12 protein-coding genes are annotated in these 15303 nt (G+C 61.7%); 7 read left to right on the forward strand and 5 right to left on the reverse strand.

Annotation, left to right across the window (positions count from 1 at the left end; translation table 11 throughout):
* Positions 1-5: 5 nt before the first annotated feature.
* From AB5Y67_RS17485 to AB5Y67_RS17505, 5 genes are all read left to right on the forward strand, one after another.
* Complete coding sequence (locus AB5Y67_RS17485) at positions 6-713, forward strand: AzlC family ABC transporter permease (RefSeq protein WP_005348822.1); 708 nt, start codon at positions 6-8, stop codon at positions 711-713.
* Position 714: 1 nt separating this feature from the next.
* Positions 715-1050 carry an AzlD domain-containing protein gene (locus AB5Y67_RS17490; RefSeq protein ID WP_005340292.1) on the forward strand — a complete coding sequence of 112 codons (336 nt, stop codon included), beginning with the start codon at positions 715-717 and terminating at the stop codon, positions 1048-1050.
* A 122-nt stretch (positions 1051-1172) separates the two neighbouring features.
* Positions 1173-2699: a YjjI family glycine radical enzyme gene (locus AB5Y67_RS17495; RefSeq protein WP_199428107.1), complete on the forward strand. Its 1527-nt coding sequence runs from the start codon at positions 1173-1175 to the stop codon at positions 2697-2699.
* An 11-nt stretch (positions 2700-2710) separates the two neighbouring features.
* Positions 2711-3598: a YjjW family glycine radical enzyme activase gene (locus tag AB5Y67_RS17500; RefSeq protein WP_199428108.1), complete on the forward strand. Its 888-nt coding sequence runs from the start codon at positions 2711-2713 to the stop codon at positions 3596-3598.
* A 139-nt stretch (positions 3599-3737) separates the two neighbouring features.
* Positions 3738-4061, forward strand: a complete 324-nt coding sequence (locus AB5Y67_RS17505; protein ID WP_005340296.1) for a DUF1820 family protein — start codon at positions 3738-3740, stop codon at positions 4059-4061.
* Positions 4062-4124: 63 nt separating this feature from the next.
* Here AB5Y67_RS17505 and AB5Y67_RS17510 read toward each other — a convergent pair whose 3' ends face one another.
* The 3 genes from AB5Y67_RS17510 to AB5Y67_RS17520 form a co-directional block, all read right to left on the reverse strand.
* A complete protein-coding gene (locus AB5Y67_RS17510; RefSeq protein WP_042053292.1) occupies positions 4125-5057 on the reverse strand; it encodes a LysR family transcriptional regulator in 933 nt (310 codons plus the stop codon).
* A gap of 163 nt (positions 5058-5220) precedes the next feature.
* Positions 5221-6417: an amino acid aminotransferase gene (locus AB5Y67_RS17515; protein WP_199428109.1), complete on the reverse strand. Its 1197-nt coding sequence runs from the start codon at positions 6415-6417 to the stop codon at positions 5221-5223.
* Positions 6418-6545: 128 nt separating this feature from the next.
* Complete coding sequence (locus AB5Y67_RS17520; protein WP_199428110.1) at positions 6546-6821, reverse strand: metal/formaldehyde-sensitive transcriptional repressor; 276 nt, start codon at positions 6819-6821, stop codon at positions 6546-6548.
* Between the two features lie 71 nt (positions 6822-6892).
* On the opposite strand from AB5Y67_RS17520, the gene dmeF reads away from it, so the two are divergent.
* Entirely contained in the window at positions 6893-7858 is a 966-nt protein-coding gene (dmeF, locus tag AB5Y67_RS17525; protein WP_199428111.1) for a CDF family Co(II)/Ni(II) efflux transporter DmeF, read from the forward strand.
* A 46-nt stretch (positions 7859-7904) separates the two neighbouring features.
* Here dmeF and AB5Y67_RS17530 read toward each other — a convergent pair whose 3' ends face one another.
* Complete coding sequence (locus AB5Y67_RS17530) at positions 7905-8318, reverse strand: hypothetical protein (protein WP_199428112.1); 414 nt, start codon at positions 8316-8318, stop codon at positions 7905-7907.
* A 262-nt stretch (positions 8319-8580) separates the two neighbouring features.
* On the opposite strand from AB5Y67_RS17530, the gene pulA reads away from it, so the two are divergent.
* Positions 8581-12645 carry a pullulanase-type alpha-1,6-glucosidase gene (gene pulA / locus AB5Y67_RS17535; protein WP_199428113.1) on the forward strand — a complete coding sequence of 1355 codons (4065 nt, stop codon included), beginning with the start codon at positions 8581-8583 and terminating at the stop codon, positions 12643-12645.
* A gap of 210 nt (positions 12646-12855) precedes the next feature.
* Here the strand turns inward: pulA and AB5Y67_RS17540 are convergent, their stop codons facing one another.
* Entirely contained in the window at positions 12856-15303 is a 2448-nt protein-coding gene (locus AB5Y67_RS17540; protein ID WP_199428114.1) for a zinc/cadmium/mercury/lead-transporting ATPase, read from the reverse strand.

Genomic DNA, 15303 nt, shown 5'->3' on the forward strand with positions numbered 1-15303 from the left:
ATCACATGATGTCAGTAACGAGCGTGCCCGAGCGAACGGGGATGCTCTGGTGGCGTGCCACACTGGATATGCTCCCGCTCTCCATTTCGGTGATCCCCTGGGGGATCCTGTGTGGCGCTTTGGCGTTGCAGGCAGGGCTGAGTCCGCTTCAGGCTCAGCTGATGTCGTTGCTGGTCTACGCCGGAGCCGCCCAGCTCTCGGCCACGACCCTGTTCGGGGCGGGCACGCCCCTGCTGCCCATCATGGGCTCCACCATGGTGATCACTTCCCAGCATCTGCTTTACGGCTTCACCTTCCGCCGTGACGTATTGCCACTCTCCCTGCGCTGGCGGGCCAGCCTTGCTTTTTTCCTGACTGATGAGATGTTCGCTGTGGCGCTGAAAGACCGTGAGCGCAGCGGCCACTTTGATCCGGCCTACGCGCTTATCGCGGGATTCGTTTTCTATCTGTTCTGGAATCTGGCGACTCTGCTCGGCATCGCGGCCGGCCAGTACATCGATGGACTGGACAGCATGGGGCTGGATTTTGCCATCGCGGCCACCTTCATCGCCATGACCATTCCCGCCATGAAAAACTTGCCCATGGTGGCGGCCACTCTGGTGAGCGGCGGCACAGCGTTGCTTACCAAGCCGCTGCTGGCGGAGATCCACATCATCGTCTCGGCTCTGGCTGGCATGGTGGTGGGCTATGTGCTGCACCGGATGAGGAGGTAGCGTGAGCTGGCTGATGATTGGCCTGCTGGCCCTGATCACCTTTTTCAACCGCTTCGCCTTCTTTTCTCGGTTGACCCGATATCAGCCGGGTGCCGAGATGGGGGCGTTTCTCGGCTTCTCGGCCCAGTCGGTGCTGACTGCCATCTGGTTGCCCATCGTCTTTAGCTACGAGCCGGGGATTGGTCTTGACTGGGATCCTGACTACCTGACTGCCACCCTGTGGGTGATGCTCTTGACCCTGTTGCGGCTGCCGACTCTGGTTGTGGTGGTGGGCGGAATGGGGGGCTTCTTTCTGCTGCGCTGGCTGGGAGGCATAGCCGAGCTCTTACCTTGGTGAAGCGCGAGCCGTGATCTTGTGTAATGGATGTCATTATTAGACATCCGTCATGTCATGAATGTCACTTCAAAAAAAGCCTGCAAATGGTGAGGATATGGGGTCTATCCGTGAAGGAGTGTCCCATGTCTTTGATCGAAACCTGTCAGCGCATCGTGCGCGATCCCCATCTCTCCGCCGCCCAGAAGAGCCACGCACTGGCGCTGGCCGCCGAGAATGCGTTGCCCTACCCCGACCTGCCTGCCGCAGTCGCCGAGGCGATGGAGCAGGGATTTATCTGCGACATGTTCGAAGGGCACGCCCCCTACAAGCCACGTTATGTGCTGCCGGACTATGAAAAATTCCTGACTCAGGGCTCTGCCTGGCTGGAGCTGACGGCGCCGCAGGATTTCGACGAGGCGCTCAATGCCCTGCGCATCCTCTATCACCATGTCCCCTCCGTCACCGGCATGCCGGTCTGGCTGGGTCGGCTCGACCATCTGCTGTTGCCGTTTGTCGGCGAACTGGATGACGAGACTCTCTACCGCAAGCTGAAAGGGTTCTGGATCTATCTGGATCGGGTGCTGCCGGACGCCTTCATGCACGTCAACATCGGGCCGAATGACAACCGTATCTGCCGCCTGATCCTGCGCATCGACAACGAGCTCAAGCAGGTGGCGCCGAACCTCACCTTCTTCCACGATCCGGAGCAGACTCCGGACGATCTGCTGTTGCAGGCGGTGAAGAATATCGCCGAGTGCAGCAAGCCGCACATCGCCAACTACCCGATCCACCGCGATACCTTCGACCAGCGTGGTTTTGGCATCGTCAGCTGCTACAACGCCCTGCCGCAGGCCGGTGGTGCTAACACCCTGGTGCGCATCTCCCTCAAGCGGGTCGCCGAGCAGTGTCAGGGGATCGATGACTTCCTCGGTTGCCTGCTGCCCCATTACTGCCGCTTGGCCTCTCAGCTGATCGACGCGCGGGCCGCATTCCTCCATGATGAGTCCGGTTTCTTCGACAGCTTTCTGGTGAAAGAGGAGCTGCTGGATGAGGATCGCTTTGTCCCCATGTTCGGCATCTACGGCATGGCGGAAGCGGTCAATATCCTGATGGATAAAGAGAATCTGCCGGATCGCTACGGCCATGGCGAGGAGGCGAACCAGCTTGGCTATCGCATCTCGGCTCAGCTCTCGGAATATGTCACTGCGACGCCGCAAACCCATGCCTGGGGTGGTCGCGCGCTGCTGCACTCGCAAGGTGGCCTCAGCATCGATGTGGCAGTCACCCCCGGGGTACGCATTCCCTACGGGCATGAGCCGGATCCCGCCAGTCATGTGTTGGCGCTGGCACCGCACCACACTTATTACCATTCGGGGATCAGCGAGATCCTGACGCTGGATCCCACCATCCGCCAGAACCCGCAGGCGCTGTTGCAGCTCTGCAAAGGGGCGCTCGCTATCGGTATGCGCGAGTTCACCGCCAACGTGGCCGACAGCGATCTGGTGCGGGTGACTGGCTACATGATCCGCAAGAGCGACGTGGCCCGCTTCGCAGAGGAGGGGTCGCGCTTGCAGACCACCTGTCTCGGTGCCGAGGCGAGTGAAGTGACCGCCATTCGTCAGCGGGCACCGCGGGTGGTCGCCCACGAATCGACCATCGGCGAGTATTGAGCTCGAACCTGATGGCTGACGCCTTGCCAACACGCAGCGCCCTGGTGAGCAGGGTGCTGCCGTTCTCTTGTGTCGACGGGCCGGGCAATCGGCTGGTGCTGTTTCTGCAAGGGTGCAACTTTCGTTGCCCCGGCTGCCACAATCCGCACACCATAGGGCTGTGTGACGATTGCGGTGACTGCCTTGCGGTCTGCCCAAGCGGTGCCCTCACCTTGAGCGAAGGCAAGATACAATGGCAGGCGGCGCTCTGTACCGATTGCGACGCTTGTCTGGATGCCTGCCCCCGTAGTGCCAATCCCAAGACCGCCACCATGACGGTGGCCGAGGTGCTGGCTCTACTGCGCCGCTACGGCCCCTTGCTGACCGGCATTACCGTCTCCGGTGGTGAGGCGACCACCTGGCTCCCCTTTGTGGTTGCGCTGTTTGCTGCCATCAAGGGCACACCGGATCTGGCCCATCTCACTTGCCTGCTCGACAGCAACGGTTCTCTGGCCGAAACCGGCTGGCAGCGGCTATTGCCGGTGCTCGACGGCGCCATGCTCGATCTCAAGGGGTGGCGTGACTCGGTGCATCACTCCCTGACCGGCTATGGTCGCGAGCGGGTGCTGGCATCGCTGCAACTGCTGGCACGCCACGGCAAGCTGACCGAACTGCGGCTGCTCCATGTGCCGGGCAAGAGCGATTTTCTGGATGCAAGTGGTGAGCTTGACGCGGATCTTGCCGCCTTCTTGCAGCAGCTTGGGCCTGTGCCCATTCGCCTCAACGGCTTTCGCCACCATGGGGTACGGGGAGAGGCGGCGCAATGGCCAGAGGCTCACCAAACCGAGCTGGAACAGCTGGCCAGCCGTTTGCGTGCAGCGGGATTGGGGCCGGTCTCACTGCCTGCCTTGATGGGCTGAGTGGTTGCGTCATCCGGTGACCGTCATGGTGTGAGGTGCGGCATGGAAAGGCCGCAACTGTGATTTCTGTCTATTGGAGGGGGCGAGAACGGCGGCTAGAATAATGGCCATCTTCTTATCCCCTCAATGACAGATAATCATGAGTGAAAGCAAGGCGTTATATCGGGTTCAGTTTATTTGCCACAGCGAGCGCTACGAAGTGTATGTGCGCGAAGTCAATCAGGGCCAACTGTTTGGTTTTATCGAGATCGCCGATTTTGTCTGGGATAACCACACGGCGCTTATCGTCGATCCCAGTCACGAGAAGCTCAAGAGCGAATTTGCCGATGTGCGCCAGACTCTTATTCCCATGCATCAGGTGCTGCGCATCGATCAGGTGAAAAAGCAGGGGGCTGCCCGCATCACGGATCTGGGCAGCAACGTCGCCTCCTTCCCCAGCCCCATCTATACCAAACGTCCCTAGTCCCTACTTGCCGTTGATGTTTCGCCGCGGTGAAACATCAATCTCTTCTCCTTGTCGTCCGGCTCAGGGCTCAATCAATTCGCGACCCAGTTGCAGGATCCGCTGGCGGAACCAGTGACGGGCCGAGCCATCACCGGCCGGGCCATACCAGACCAGACTGTGACTCACCTTGCCGTAATCGAACGGTGCCGGACGCATCACCAGATCCGGCTGACTGGCCATGCAGGCCGCCCAGCCACCGATGGCAGTGAGGATCAGATCGGTCTGGGGCAGCAGGGCCGCCGCGCTGGCAAAATCGGGCAGGGTGGCGCCAATCTGGCGACGCACCTGCTGCTGGGCCAGGCTCTGCTCGAAGAAGGGGTTGGCCAGCTCCTGATCCCGGATGGCGATATGGCGCCAGCTCAGATAAGCATCGAGATCCCAGGGCTTGGCCAGCGCGGGGTGGTCTTTGCGCAGCAGGCAGACCAGTTTCTCTTCCCGCAGGGTTTCCCACACCAGCCCGGGCTGGCGCGGCAACGGCTGGCTCTGGTCATGAGGCAGGATCACGAAGTCGAGTTTGCCCGCTGCCAGCGCCTCCAGCCCCTGCTCATCTTTGTTCCAGATCTCCGGCACCATGCCCGGCACCTCCTGCATCAGCTGACCCAGAATGGGGCCCACCGGCCAGGTCATCACGCTCTCGCGCAATCCCAGCCGCAAGCTGCCCTGCCACTGCTGCGGGTTGAAGGCATTCTGGCGAGTGAGGCCGTTCAGCTCCCCCAGCAGTCGATGCAGGGTGGGAGCCAGTCGCTCGGCCATGGGGGTGAGCAACAGCTGGTTGCCCTGACGGTAGAGCAGTTGATCCCCCAGCAGATCTCGCAGTTGGTTGAGGGTCTTGCTGACGGTGGAAGGCGTGGTGCAGAGCCGCTCGGCGGTGCGGGTGACGCTCTGGTTGTCGAGCAGCAGGTGCAGGGTGACCAGATGGCGACCTCCCAGCCTAGAGAGAGCGATCAGATCCATAGTGGCTCCTGAAATTGATGAAGATAAACAGGCTTGGAATCAGGGAGATTCAGCGTGACCTGCTGGCATTCTCTCACAGCAGGGGGAGGGTGAGCAGACTCCTCAAGAGGTGACTGCGAACGCAACAGACAAAAAAGCCCCGCCAAAGCGGGGCTGATGCGGATTAGCCCTTGAGCACCGCGGCCATGGCGTCAGCCACATAGTCGACGTTGCGGCTGTTGAGGCCAGCCACGCACATGCGGCCTGAGCGCACCAGATAGACGGCGAACTCTTCGCGCAGTCTGTCAACCTGCTCCGGGGTGAAGCCGGTGTAGCTGAACATGCCGCGCTGGTTGATGAAGTAGCTGAAATCGCGGCCCGGCACCTTGGCGCTCAAGACCTCGTAGAGCTTCTGGCGCATCGCCTTGATGCGGGTGCGCATCTCGGTCACTTCATCGACCCACATGGCGTGCAGCTCGGGTTGGCTCATCACCGCCGCGGTGATCTGGCCACCGTGGGTCGGCGGGCTGGAGTAGTTGCGACGCACGGTGGCCTTCATCTGACCCAGCACCCGGCTCGCCTCTTCGGCATCCTGGCAGATCACCGACAGGCCACCACAGCGCTCGCCGTAGAAGGAGAGGTTCTTGGAAAACGAGTTGCTGACGAAGAAGCTGACACCGGCGGCCACCATGGCACGGATGGCGTAGGCATCCTCTTCCAGTCCGTCACCGAAGCCCTGATAGGCGATATCCATAAAGGGGATCAGGTTCTTCTCGACCACCAGCGTGATCACCCGGTCCCACTGGGCGCGGGAGAGATCCACCCCGGTCGGGTTGTGGCAGCAGGGGTGCAGCAGCACGATGCTCTTGGCTGGCAGGCTGCTCAGGCAGTCGATCATCGCATCAAACTGCACGCCGCCGGTGGCCGCATCGTAGTAGGGGTAGTCATGCACCTTGATGCCGGCGCCCTCGAACATCGCCTTGTGGTTATCCCAGGTCGGATTGCTAACCCACACCTCGGAGGTCGGGAAGTAGCGCTTGAGCAGATCGGCGCCAATCTTCAGCGCGCCTGAGCCGCCGATGGTCTGGATGGTGGCGATGCGACCCGCCTTGACCGCTTCATGGTCGGCACCGAACAGCAGGTGCTGCACCGCGGTGCGGTAGTTGGCGGCGCCTTCCATCGGCTGGTAGGGGCGCGGGGCCGGGGCGGCGGCACGCTGTGCTTCGGCCTGCTGTACCGACGGCAGCAGCGGAATGCGCCCCTGCTCGTCGTAGTAGAGGCCGATCCCCAGGTTCACCTTCTGCTCGCGGGTGTCTTTGTGGAAGGTCTCGACTAGCGTCAGGATGGGGTCGCCAGCATAGGCATCGACGTGTTCAAACATGGGGGGATCCTTGAAATTGACTGTCCAGTAAAACCGGCGGTCAGCCGGGCTGGACATCATGGCGCAAAGCTGGCGGTGGCTCAAGCCCGACGCTGGTCGAGCCTGAAGGGATGGCGCCGCCATCCTGCTTACTTCAAATAGGATCGCAGGACGCTGACCACCTGATCCAGATCCTCCAGCCGCTCGGCAGGGGTGGCATCGGGGGCACCGAGATGCTCGCGCATGTGTCCCTCCAGAACCTCCAGCATCAAGCCGTTGACGGCGCCGCGGATGGCTGCAATCTGCTGCAAAATGGCGCTGCAGTCGCTCTCCTGCTCCAGCACACTCTCCAGCGCTCCAGCCTGTCCCTTGATGCGGCGCACCCGTGCCAGCAGCTTCTTTTTGTCGTGAATGGTGTGGGACATGACGGATCCTCTCGATCGATAAAACTATACTGGGGTATAGTATATTGCATCATCGCTCTCAGGAGAAATCCATGTCATCCCTCGCTCAATCACACTGCCATCAACCCGTCATCCACGAGGGCAATCCGCTGGCCGAACAGAAGACCCGCTGGGCCGTATTGTTGACCGTCATCATGATGGTGGCGGAGATTGGCGGCGGCTGGTTCTACAACTCCATGGCGCTGCTGGCCGATGGCTGGCACATGAGCTCCCACGCTCTGGCGCTCGGTCTCTCGGTGCTGGCCTACCGCGCCGCCCGCCATTTTGCCCGCGACCACAGATTCAGCTTCGGCACCTGGAAGATCGAGGTGCTGGGTGGTTTCACCAGCGCCCTGTTGCTGGTGGGAGTGGCAGTGTTGATGCTGTTCGAGTCGGTGTTCCGGCTGCTGGATCCCAGCCCGATCCACTATCAACAGGCGATCGCTATCGCGCTGGTGGGGCTGCTGGTGAATCTCGCCTGTGCCTGGCTGCTCAAGGATGATCACGGCCACCATCACCATGGGCATGACCACCATCATGAGCATCACGGCCACGACCATCATCATGACCATGACGATCACCACGGCCATCAGGATCTCAACCTGCGCGCCGCCTATATCCACGTGCTGGCGGATGCGGCCACTTCCGTGCTGGCGATTCTGGCGCTGACTGGGGGTATGTTGTGGGGGGCCGACTGGCTGGATCCGCTGATGGGCATAGTGGGTGCCGGGCTGGTCGCGGTGTGGGCCTGGGGTCTGTTGCGGGACTCCGGCCGGGTGCTGCTGGATGCCGAGATGGATACCCCTCTGGTGGCGGAGATCCGCGAGGTCATCGCCGAACTGCCGGGCACTGATATTCGCGATCTGCATGTCTGGCGGGTAGGGCAGCAGCAGTATGCCTGCGTGCTCTCTTTGCTGATGGTCAATCCGCTACCGGCGCAGCAGATCCGCGAGCGGCTGGCGATTCATGAAGAGCTGGTGCATGTGACCATCGAGATCGCCAGCGAACAGGATAAATAGCGGGGGCCGTTGCCCCCCTTGGTTTCATTGCCGTTGGCACCTGATGTCAGTGCGGTTGCCCGGTGATTTCATCTTGGGGCTTGTGTTGCCACACAGCGCCGAGCAGCAGCTTGAGCAGCAGTCTGGGCGGGTTGTCCAGCAGATTGCCGGACTCCAGCAGCAGCTGGCCATCGGCGCGAAATCCGAGGCTGGCATCTATGGTGCCATCCTCCGAGACTACCTGGATCAGGCCATTGAGGGCGGAGCGCTCACCGGGCTGACAGCGCAGCCGCAGTTCGCGGGGTTCCCCCAGCAGGGTGAAGGCGCGGCTCAGCGGGGGCGAGTCTTCATAATCGGGCCAGTTGAAGAAGTAATACTGTTCGGCCAGGGCGCCAGCCTGCTGGCAGAATTGGTCGAACAGCTGCCCGATCGCCTGATACTCCTGATCGAGTCGTCTTGCCTGCTCTTCAATCCGTTTCATTGTTTACTCCTTGTCTATCCACTTGATCAGACATTGCTTTTCTGACCCCGTGACTGCCGTTTTCCAGATATGAGGCCAAATGGCCGCGAGGTCTGTGAGCCGGATCGAAGTTTCAGTCTGAAAACGTTATCTTGTTGAAACTGGATGGTTTTTTTGCCTTTCCGCTCACATTTGAATCGATTGCCGCTGATTAATATGGCACCGCCTGGCAATGACCGGGTGCTCGACTATCGAGACTAACTACAGCGGGAATTATAAAAATATGGATATGAAAAAGACCAAAGTGGCGCTGGTAACAGCCTCACTGCTCGCGCTTTTGTCTGGCTGTAATGACAACAGCTCTGATGCCTCCGGTGTGAACCCCGTCCCCCCTACACCGCCTACACCTGAAGTCACCGATGGGCCTGTCGCTCGTCTGCCCAAGATGGATCCCCCGAAAGAGTTGCTGGTTGCCGGGGAGAATCAGGTGGTCATTGCGCTGGTGGATACCCAGTCGGCAGCCAAAGGCGCCAAGGTACCGTTTGACAGCCACAGCCTGCACCTTTGGAACAACGATGCCTGTAACGCCACCGCTGATAGTGGCCTGAATACCGGGTGGGATGACAAGAGCAAGACTCCTGCCACCGTCGACAGCTTTGGTCCGGCCTGGGTCGTTCCGCTCAAAAATGTGGAAGGGTGCATCAACTTTATCGCTCGCAACGGCGATCTGGCCAACCTGACCGGCAGCGATATGAAGGTGAGCTTCAGTGAGCACCCGGATCGCACCGTGGCCATCGTCGCGGGCAAGAAAGACCTGTTTGGCAGCCGTGCCGAAGCCTTTACCGCCGCCTTTGGCGTGGCGGGGGCCAGCGCTCATCTTATCGATGGCAATACCCTGATTTGGCAAGGGGGCAAGGACAAGCCCCACGTTCGCCTCTATTACACCGACTCGGGCACCATCAAGGCCAATGCCGATGGGGTGTTCGATTTCCCCTATATTACTCTGACGGCGACCAGTCTGACTGCCGAGCAACAGGCCAAATATCCGCATCTCAAGGATGCCGCCGCCTTTGCCCTGCCGGCCGGTAAAGATCTCAAGCCCCTGCTCAAGGGGGAACTGGTGGCTATCGGCACCGATGCCGATGGTATCCTGCAGGGGGCGACCCTGGTGCAGAGCGCCGGCGCCCTCGATGCGCTCTATGCTCCCGAGGCGACCAAGCTGAGCTATGGTGCCGTGGTGGAAGGAAACCGGGTGACCTTCCGCCTCTGGGCGCCGACCGCCAAGTCGGTCAAGCTGGCCCTCTACAACGCCAGCCACCAGAAGAGTGGTGAAGTGGCCATGACCTTCGACAGCGCCAGCGGCAGCTGGAGTTACGAAGGGGGCAGCGAGCTGCTCGGCCAGTTCTACCGCTACGACATGGAGGTTTACCATCCGCTGAGCCGCAAGGTCGAGCGCTACGAGGTGACCGATCCCTACTCCCTGAGTCTGGCGATGAACTCCGAGTTCAGTCAGGTAGTGGATCTCGACGATCCGGCCCTGAAACCGGAAGGATGGGACAGCCTCAAGGCGCCCCACAGCCAGCAGAACCCCGCCGACATCACCATCTATGAGGCCCATATTCGCGACCTGACCGGGAACGATGCCTCCACCGATGAAGAGAAGCGCGGCAAATTTGTCGGTCTGACCCAGCCCGACTCTGTACCGGTCAACCATCTGAAAGCGCTGGCAAAAAGCGGCGTCAGCCACCTGCACCTGCTGCCGGTGTTCGATATCGCCACCGTCAACGAGGATCCGGCCAAGGTTGCCAATCTCGGCGATGACTTCAGCAAGCTCTGTCAGGTCAATCCGGATGTGAAAACATCCAGATTTGGCGGCTATTGCGGTGGCGGTCAGACCGTGGGGGATGTGCTGGCCGACCTGCAAGGGGGCGACAGCAAGGATAATCCGCAGGTGCAGGAGCTTTCCGGTTACCTGCGCGGCGTCGACTCCTTCAACTGGGGTTATGACCCCTACCACTACACCACGCCGGAAGGCTCCTACGCCACCAACGCCGAGGGCACCAAACGTATTCTGGAGTTCCGCGAGATGGTCAAGGCCATCAAGCAGAACATCGGCATGAACGTGGTGATGGATGTGGTCTACAACCACACCAACGAATCCGGGCTCGGTCCCAAGTCGGTGCTCGACAAGATAGTGCCCTGGTACTATCAGCGCCTCAATCCGGAGACCGGCTCGGTGGAGAATTCCACCTGCTGCTCCAACACGGCGCCGGAACACGCCATGTTCGCCAAGCTGATGGATGACTCTCTGGTCACCTGGGCGCGCGACTACAAGATCGATGCCTTCCGCTTCGACCTGATGGGCCACCATCCGAAAGATCAGATGGTGCAGGCGCTGGCCGCGGTGAAGAAGGTCAATCCCGAGATGTACTTCTACGGCGAGGGGTGGAACTTCGGCGAAGTGCAGGATGACAAGCGCTTCGTGCAGGCTACCCAGAAGCATCTGGGCGGTACCGGTATCGGATCCTTCTCGGACCGCTTGCGCGATGCGGTGCGCGGCGGCAGTCCGTTCGATGGCGGCGATACCATTCGCAAGACCCAGGGCTTTGGCAACGGTGCCTTCGTCGATCCTAACGAAATGAGCAAGGTGGATCTGGCTACGGCCTTGCACCAGTCCGATCTGGTGCGGCTCGGCATGGCGGGCAACCTCAAGGAGTTCGTGCTGACCGACAAGGATGGCATGCCGAAGAAAGGCGCCGAGATCGACTACAACGGTCAGAGCGCCGGTTATGCCCAGGATCCGGTGGAAGTGCAGAACTATGTCGACAAGCACGACAACCAGACCCTGTTCGACAACCTGATCTACAAGGCGCCTGCCGGAGCCGATCTGGTGCGGATGCAGGGGGTCTCGCTGGCGACTGCCATGCTGGGTCAGGGCATTCCCTTCACCCACGCCGGTGTCGAGCTGCTGCGTTCCAAATCCATGGAGCGGGACAGCTATGACTCGGGCGACTGGTACAACAAGGTCGACTACACCCTGGGCGACAACAACTTCGACAAGGGGTTGCCGCGCAAGGACAAGGATGGCGACAACTATCCGCTGATCGAGCAGGTGCTCGGCAAGCATGCCAAGCCGGGCTCGGCCGAGATGGCGCAGATGGTGAGCTTCTATCAGGAGCTGGCGGAACTGCGCAACTCTTCCCGCCTGCTGCGTCTGGGCAGCGGCGCCGAGGTGATCAAGCGGGTCGACTTCCGCAATACCGGCCCGGATCAGGTGCCCGGCCTTATCGTCATGACGGTGGATGATGGCGTCAGTGCCGGGGCGGATCTGGATCCGGCCATCGACGGTCTGGTGGTGATGATCAACGCCAGCAACCAGAGCCAGAGCATCGGTGACTTCCGTGACGGTAACGATCAGCCCATCGATCTGAGCGGTATGGTGCTTAGCAGCAAGCATCGCGCAGTCGACAGCATCGCCAGCGGCGCCGCCTATGATAATGGCCAGCTGACGCTGGGGGCCTGGTCTGCCGCCGTGTTCGTCAAGCCGCAGTCTGGTGCACAGGGCGCGGGCCTGCCGGTCAGCAAGAAGACCGACCTGAGCACCCTGCCACCGTTTGGCAACACCGATGTTTATCTGAAGGGGTTCCTCAATGAGTGGGGCAACACCAACCAGATGACCTTCAGCGGCAACTTTATGTACGAGTTCACTACCGAGGTGAGCACCGACAAGCTGGGTACCACCAACGTCAAGATCGCTGACGCCAGCTGGGGGCCGGTCAACTACGGCAGCTGCAACGCCGGTGACAAGCTGGTGGTCGGCACTCCGCTGACCCTTTGCAAGGGGGGAGAAACCGGCAATATCGGTGTCGATCTGGCCAAGGCAGGCAGCTACAAGTTTGTCTTCACCGCCATGAACAAGGACAAACCGACCCTGAGCGTCAGCTTCACCGAGCCGGTGCAGAGCTGCAAGGTGCTGGATACGGTGGCGGGCAATCCGCTCGGCTACAACCTGTTCGTCAAGGGTGAGCTTTCAGGCTGGAATGCCCAACCTCAGTACCAGCTGAGCTACAAGGGGATGGACGGCGATCTCGCCATCTATCAGGCGGCGTTCAACTATGCCGGCAGCACCGAGTTCAAGGTGGCCAACGAGGACTGGAGCAAGGAGTACCTGCTCAACGGTGGCGGCGTGGTGAACGCTGAAACCGGCTATTCGTTCGCCTTCTCCAAGGGGGGCAGTGCCAATAACAGCATCACCCTGCCGCAGGGGCTGTGGAGTGTGCTGGTGAAGGTTGACCCGGCTGGCGTCAAGGCAGGTACTGCCGTCATTCAGGAGTGCAGCGTCAAGTAAGCAAGCCATTGAGTCCGGGGGATGGCTCGGCGCCCCCGGGTTGAATTCCACCTCGCCAAGGGTGGGATAACTCCGAGAGAGTAAGCAAAGCGCGACTGCCGACCGGCAGGCGCGCTTTTTCTTTTACCGGGTGCCGTGAGAGGAATGAGAGGAAAAAGAAAAGCCGTCCCGGTTGGGGGACGGCTTTTGGCTGGGATGCCATTGGCTGGCTTAACGCTTGCGCAGCAGCCGCAAGGCGTTGGCGGTCACCAGCGCGGTGGCGCCGGTATCGGCCAGCACCGCAATCCACAGGCCGGTGATGCCGAGCAGGCTGGTGACCAGGAAGATGGCCTTCAGCCCCAGTGCCAGCGCGATATTCTGGTGAATATTGGCCAGTGCCGCCCGCGACAGCCGGATCATCGCGGCGATGCCACCGAGCTGGTTGTGGGTCAGCGCCGCATCGGCGGTCTCCAACGCCACATCGGTGCCGCCCCCCATGGCGATGCCGATACTGGCCCGCTTCATGGCGGGGGCATCGTTGATGCCATCGCCGATCATGGCAACCTTCCGGGTGCTGGCGAGCTTGGCGATCTCTTCTACCTTGTTCTCCGGCAGCAGACCGGCGCGCCAGCCCATGCCCAGCTCGGTGGCGATCGCCTCGGCGGCACGGGGGTTATCCCCGGTTAACATGATGCTGTTGAGCCCGAGCTGATGGAGTTCTTGCAGCGCAGCCGCCGCCTCGGGCCGGATCTGATCCCGCAGCGCCAGCAGGGCGACCGGCAGCGCCTTGTCGCCGCTGCTCTGGCAGAGCACCACGACGGTCTTGCCCTGCTGCTCCAGCGTACCAACCCGGGTCAGCTGTTCCGCATTCAGGGTCGCCACCCGGCTCGGCGCCAGCAGTTGCCACAGCTTGCCGTCGATGCGCCCCTCAACCCCCATGCCCGGCAGGGCGCGCAGGTCGCGGGCGTCCGCCAGCGTCAGCCCCTGTTCGCTCGCTTTGGCGACCACGGCGCGGGCCAGCGGGTGGTGGGAACCCTGCTCGATGGTTGCCGCCAGTGCCAGCAACTCGGCCTCCGGCTGGCCATTGAGGCTGACCAGCTCGGTCAGCTGCGGCTTGCCCAGGGTCAGGGTGCCGGTTTTGTCAAAGGCGACGGTATCGATATGGGCCAGTCGCTCCAGCGCGGCACCACCCTTGATCAGCGCTCCCTGACGGGTTGCCGCTGCCAGTGCGGAGGTGACCGCTGCCGGGGTGGAGATGACCAGCGCGCAGGGGCAGCCGATCAGCAGCAGTGCCAGTCCGCGATAGATCCACTCGTCCCAGCTCTGGCCGAAGGCGAGCGGCGGGACAATGACGACCAGCAGGGCGATCAGCATCATGGTCGGGGTGTACCAGCGGCTGAAGCGGTCGATAAAGCGCTCGATGGGGGCGCGCTGGCTCTCGGCTTCCTCGATGAGGTGCAGGATGCGGTCGATGGCGTTGTTGCCGGGTTCGGACACAACCTCAAGACGCAGCACCCGATCGGCCGCCAGACTGCCGGCAGGCACCTTGTCACCCTGACGGCGTTCCACCGGAATGGATTCGCCGGTCAGGGCGCTCTCGTCAAACGCACCGAGGGCATCGAGCAGACGAGCATCGGCGGGCAGGCGGGCACCCGGGGCGATTTCGATGATATCGCCGGGACGCAGCTCGTCGGCACCGACCTCTTCCCGCACCTCGCCCTCGGCAGTGGTACGGATCCGCAGCGCCTTGTCGGGCACCAGCGCCATCAGGGCGGTGACCCCGGCCCGGGCGCGCCCGGCGGCGTAGGCTTCCAGATGTTCCCCCAGCATAAACAGCAGCAGCACCATGGCCGCTTCGGCGGTTTCACCGAGGAACAGTGCGCCAAGCGCTGCCACCGTCATCAGGGTTTCGATGGCGAAAGGGGAACCGCTTTTGGTCAGCGCCCACGCCTTGCGGGAGATGGGCCATAGGCCCCACAGGGTCGCCAGGGTAAATAGCGGCTGACCGAGCTCGCTCGGCAGCAGGGCGGCGACCAGCATCAGACCCGCCAGTGACAGGGGCTGCCAATATTTGCCCAGAAAGTTACCGAATAGATTGCCCTGCAGGGGCTGTTGTGACGCTTGCTTGCGGCCAGCTGCCTGCTTGTCAGCGCTTTCCCCCTTGAGCTGGAAACCTGCGGCCAGCACGGCGGCGGTGACGGGATCGGGGGAGAGGCCGGGGGCCAGATCCACCACCAGCTTCTCGGTGGCAAACAGTACGCGCGCCTGCTGCACACCGTTCACCCGGCTGACGGCGGTCTCGATCTTGCGGGCACAGCTGGGGCAATCCATTCCCATCACCTGCCAGCTATGGCGGCTGTTGCCTTGCGCAGGCGTAACCAGCGTATCGGCAGGTGGCATATCGTGCTGATGTTCATGTGCATGTTTATGAGCTGGCGATATGGACGCACTGCAGCACGGCTGATCGTGACAGCTTCCTCGGGGAGGCTCTTCATCCCCGGGGGATTCATTGCCGTCACGGGATGCGTGCTCATGAGGCGTCTGGGTTGAACAGCAACTGACGGGCGTGGTGTTGTCGCAGCAGTGGCTATCGTGGTGATGCTCACTCTGGCCGGAGGCCGCCTTGCTGACGGCCTTGATGGGGGCGGCGTGCTGATGATTGCAGCAGGATTTGCTCAT

The organism is Aeromonas sp. s12, assembly GCF_040907925.1.
GTDB classification, from domain to species: Bacteria; Pseudomonadota; Gammaproteobacteria; order Enterobacterales; family Aeromonadaceae; genus Aeromonas; species Aeromonas veronii.

Bases quoted from the DNA above. Each gene is read 5' to 3' on its own strand.
- AB5Y67_RS17485 (WP_005348822.1), top strand. From the start codon at position 6: ATGATGTCAGTAACGAGCGTGCCCGAGCGAACGGGGATGCTCTGGTGG.
- AB5Y67_RS17515 (WP_199428109.1), bottom strand. From the start codon at position 6,417: ATGTTTGAACACGTCGATGCCTATGCTGGCGACCCCATCCTGACGCTA.
- AB5Y67_RS17495 (WP_199428107.1), top strand. From the start codon at position 1,173: ATGTCTTTGATCGAAACCTGTCAGCGCATCGTGCGCGATCCCCATCTC.
- pulA (WP_199428113.1), top strand. From the start codon at position 8,581: ATGGATATGAAAAAGACCAAAGTGGCGCTGGTAACAGCCTCACTGCTC.
- AB5Y67_RS17540 (WP_199428114.1), bottom strand. From the start codon at position 15,303: ATGAGCAAATCCTGCTGCAATCATCAGCACGCCGCCCCCATCAAGGCC.
- dmeF (WP_199428111.1), top strand. From the start codon at position 6,893: ATGTCATCCCTCGCTCAATCACACTGCCATCAACCCGTCATCCACGAG.
- AB5Y67_RS17500 (WP_199428108.1), top strand. From the start codon at position 2,711: ATGGCTGACGCCTTGCCAACACGCAGCGCCCTGGTGAGCAGGGTGCTG.
- AB5Y67_RS17520 (WP_199428110.1), bottom strand. From the start codon at position 6,821: ATGTCCCACACCATTCACGACAAAAAGAAGCTGCTGGCACGGGTGCGC.
- AB5Y67_RS17530 (WP_199428112.1), bottom strand. From the start codon at position 8,318: ATGAAACGGATTGAAGAGCAGGCAAGACGACTCGATCAGGAGTATCAG.
- AB5Y67_RS17510 (WP_042053292.1), bottom strand. From the start codon at position 5,057: ATGGATCTGATCGCTCTCTCTAGGCTGGGAGGTCGCCATCTGGTCACC.
- AB5Y67_RS17505 (WP_005340296.1), top strand. From the start codon at position 3,738: ATGAGTGAAAGCAAGGCGTTATATCGGGTTCAGTTTATTTGCCACAGC.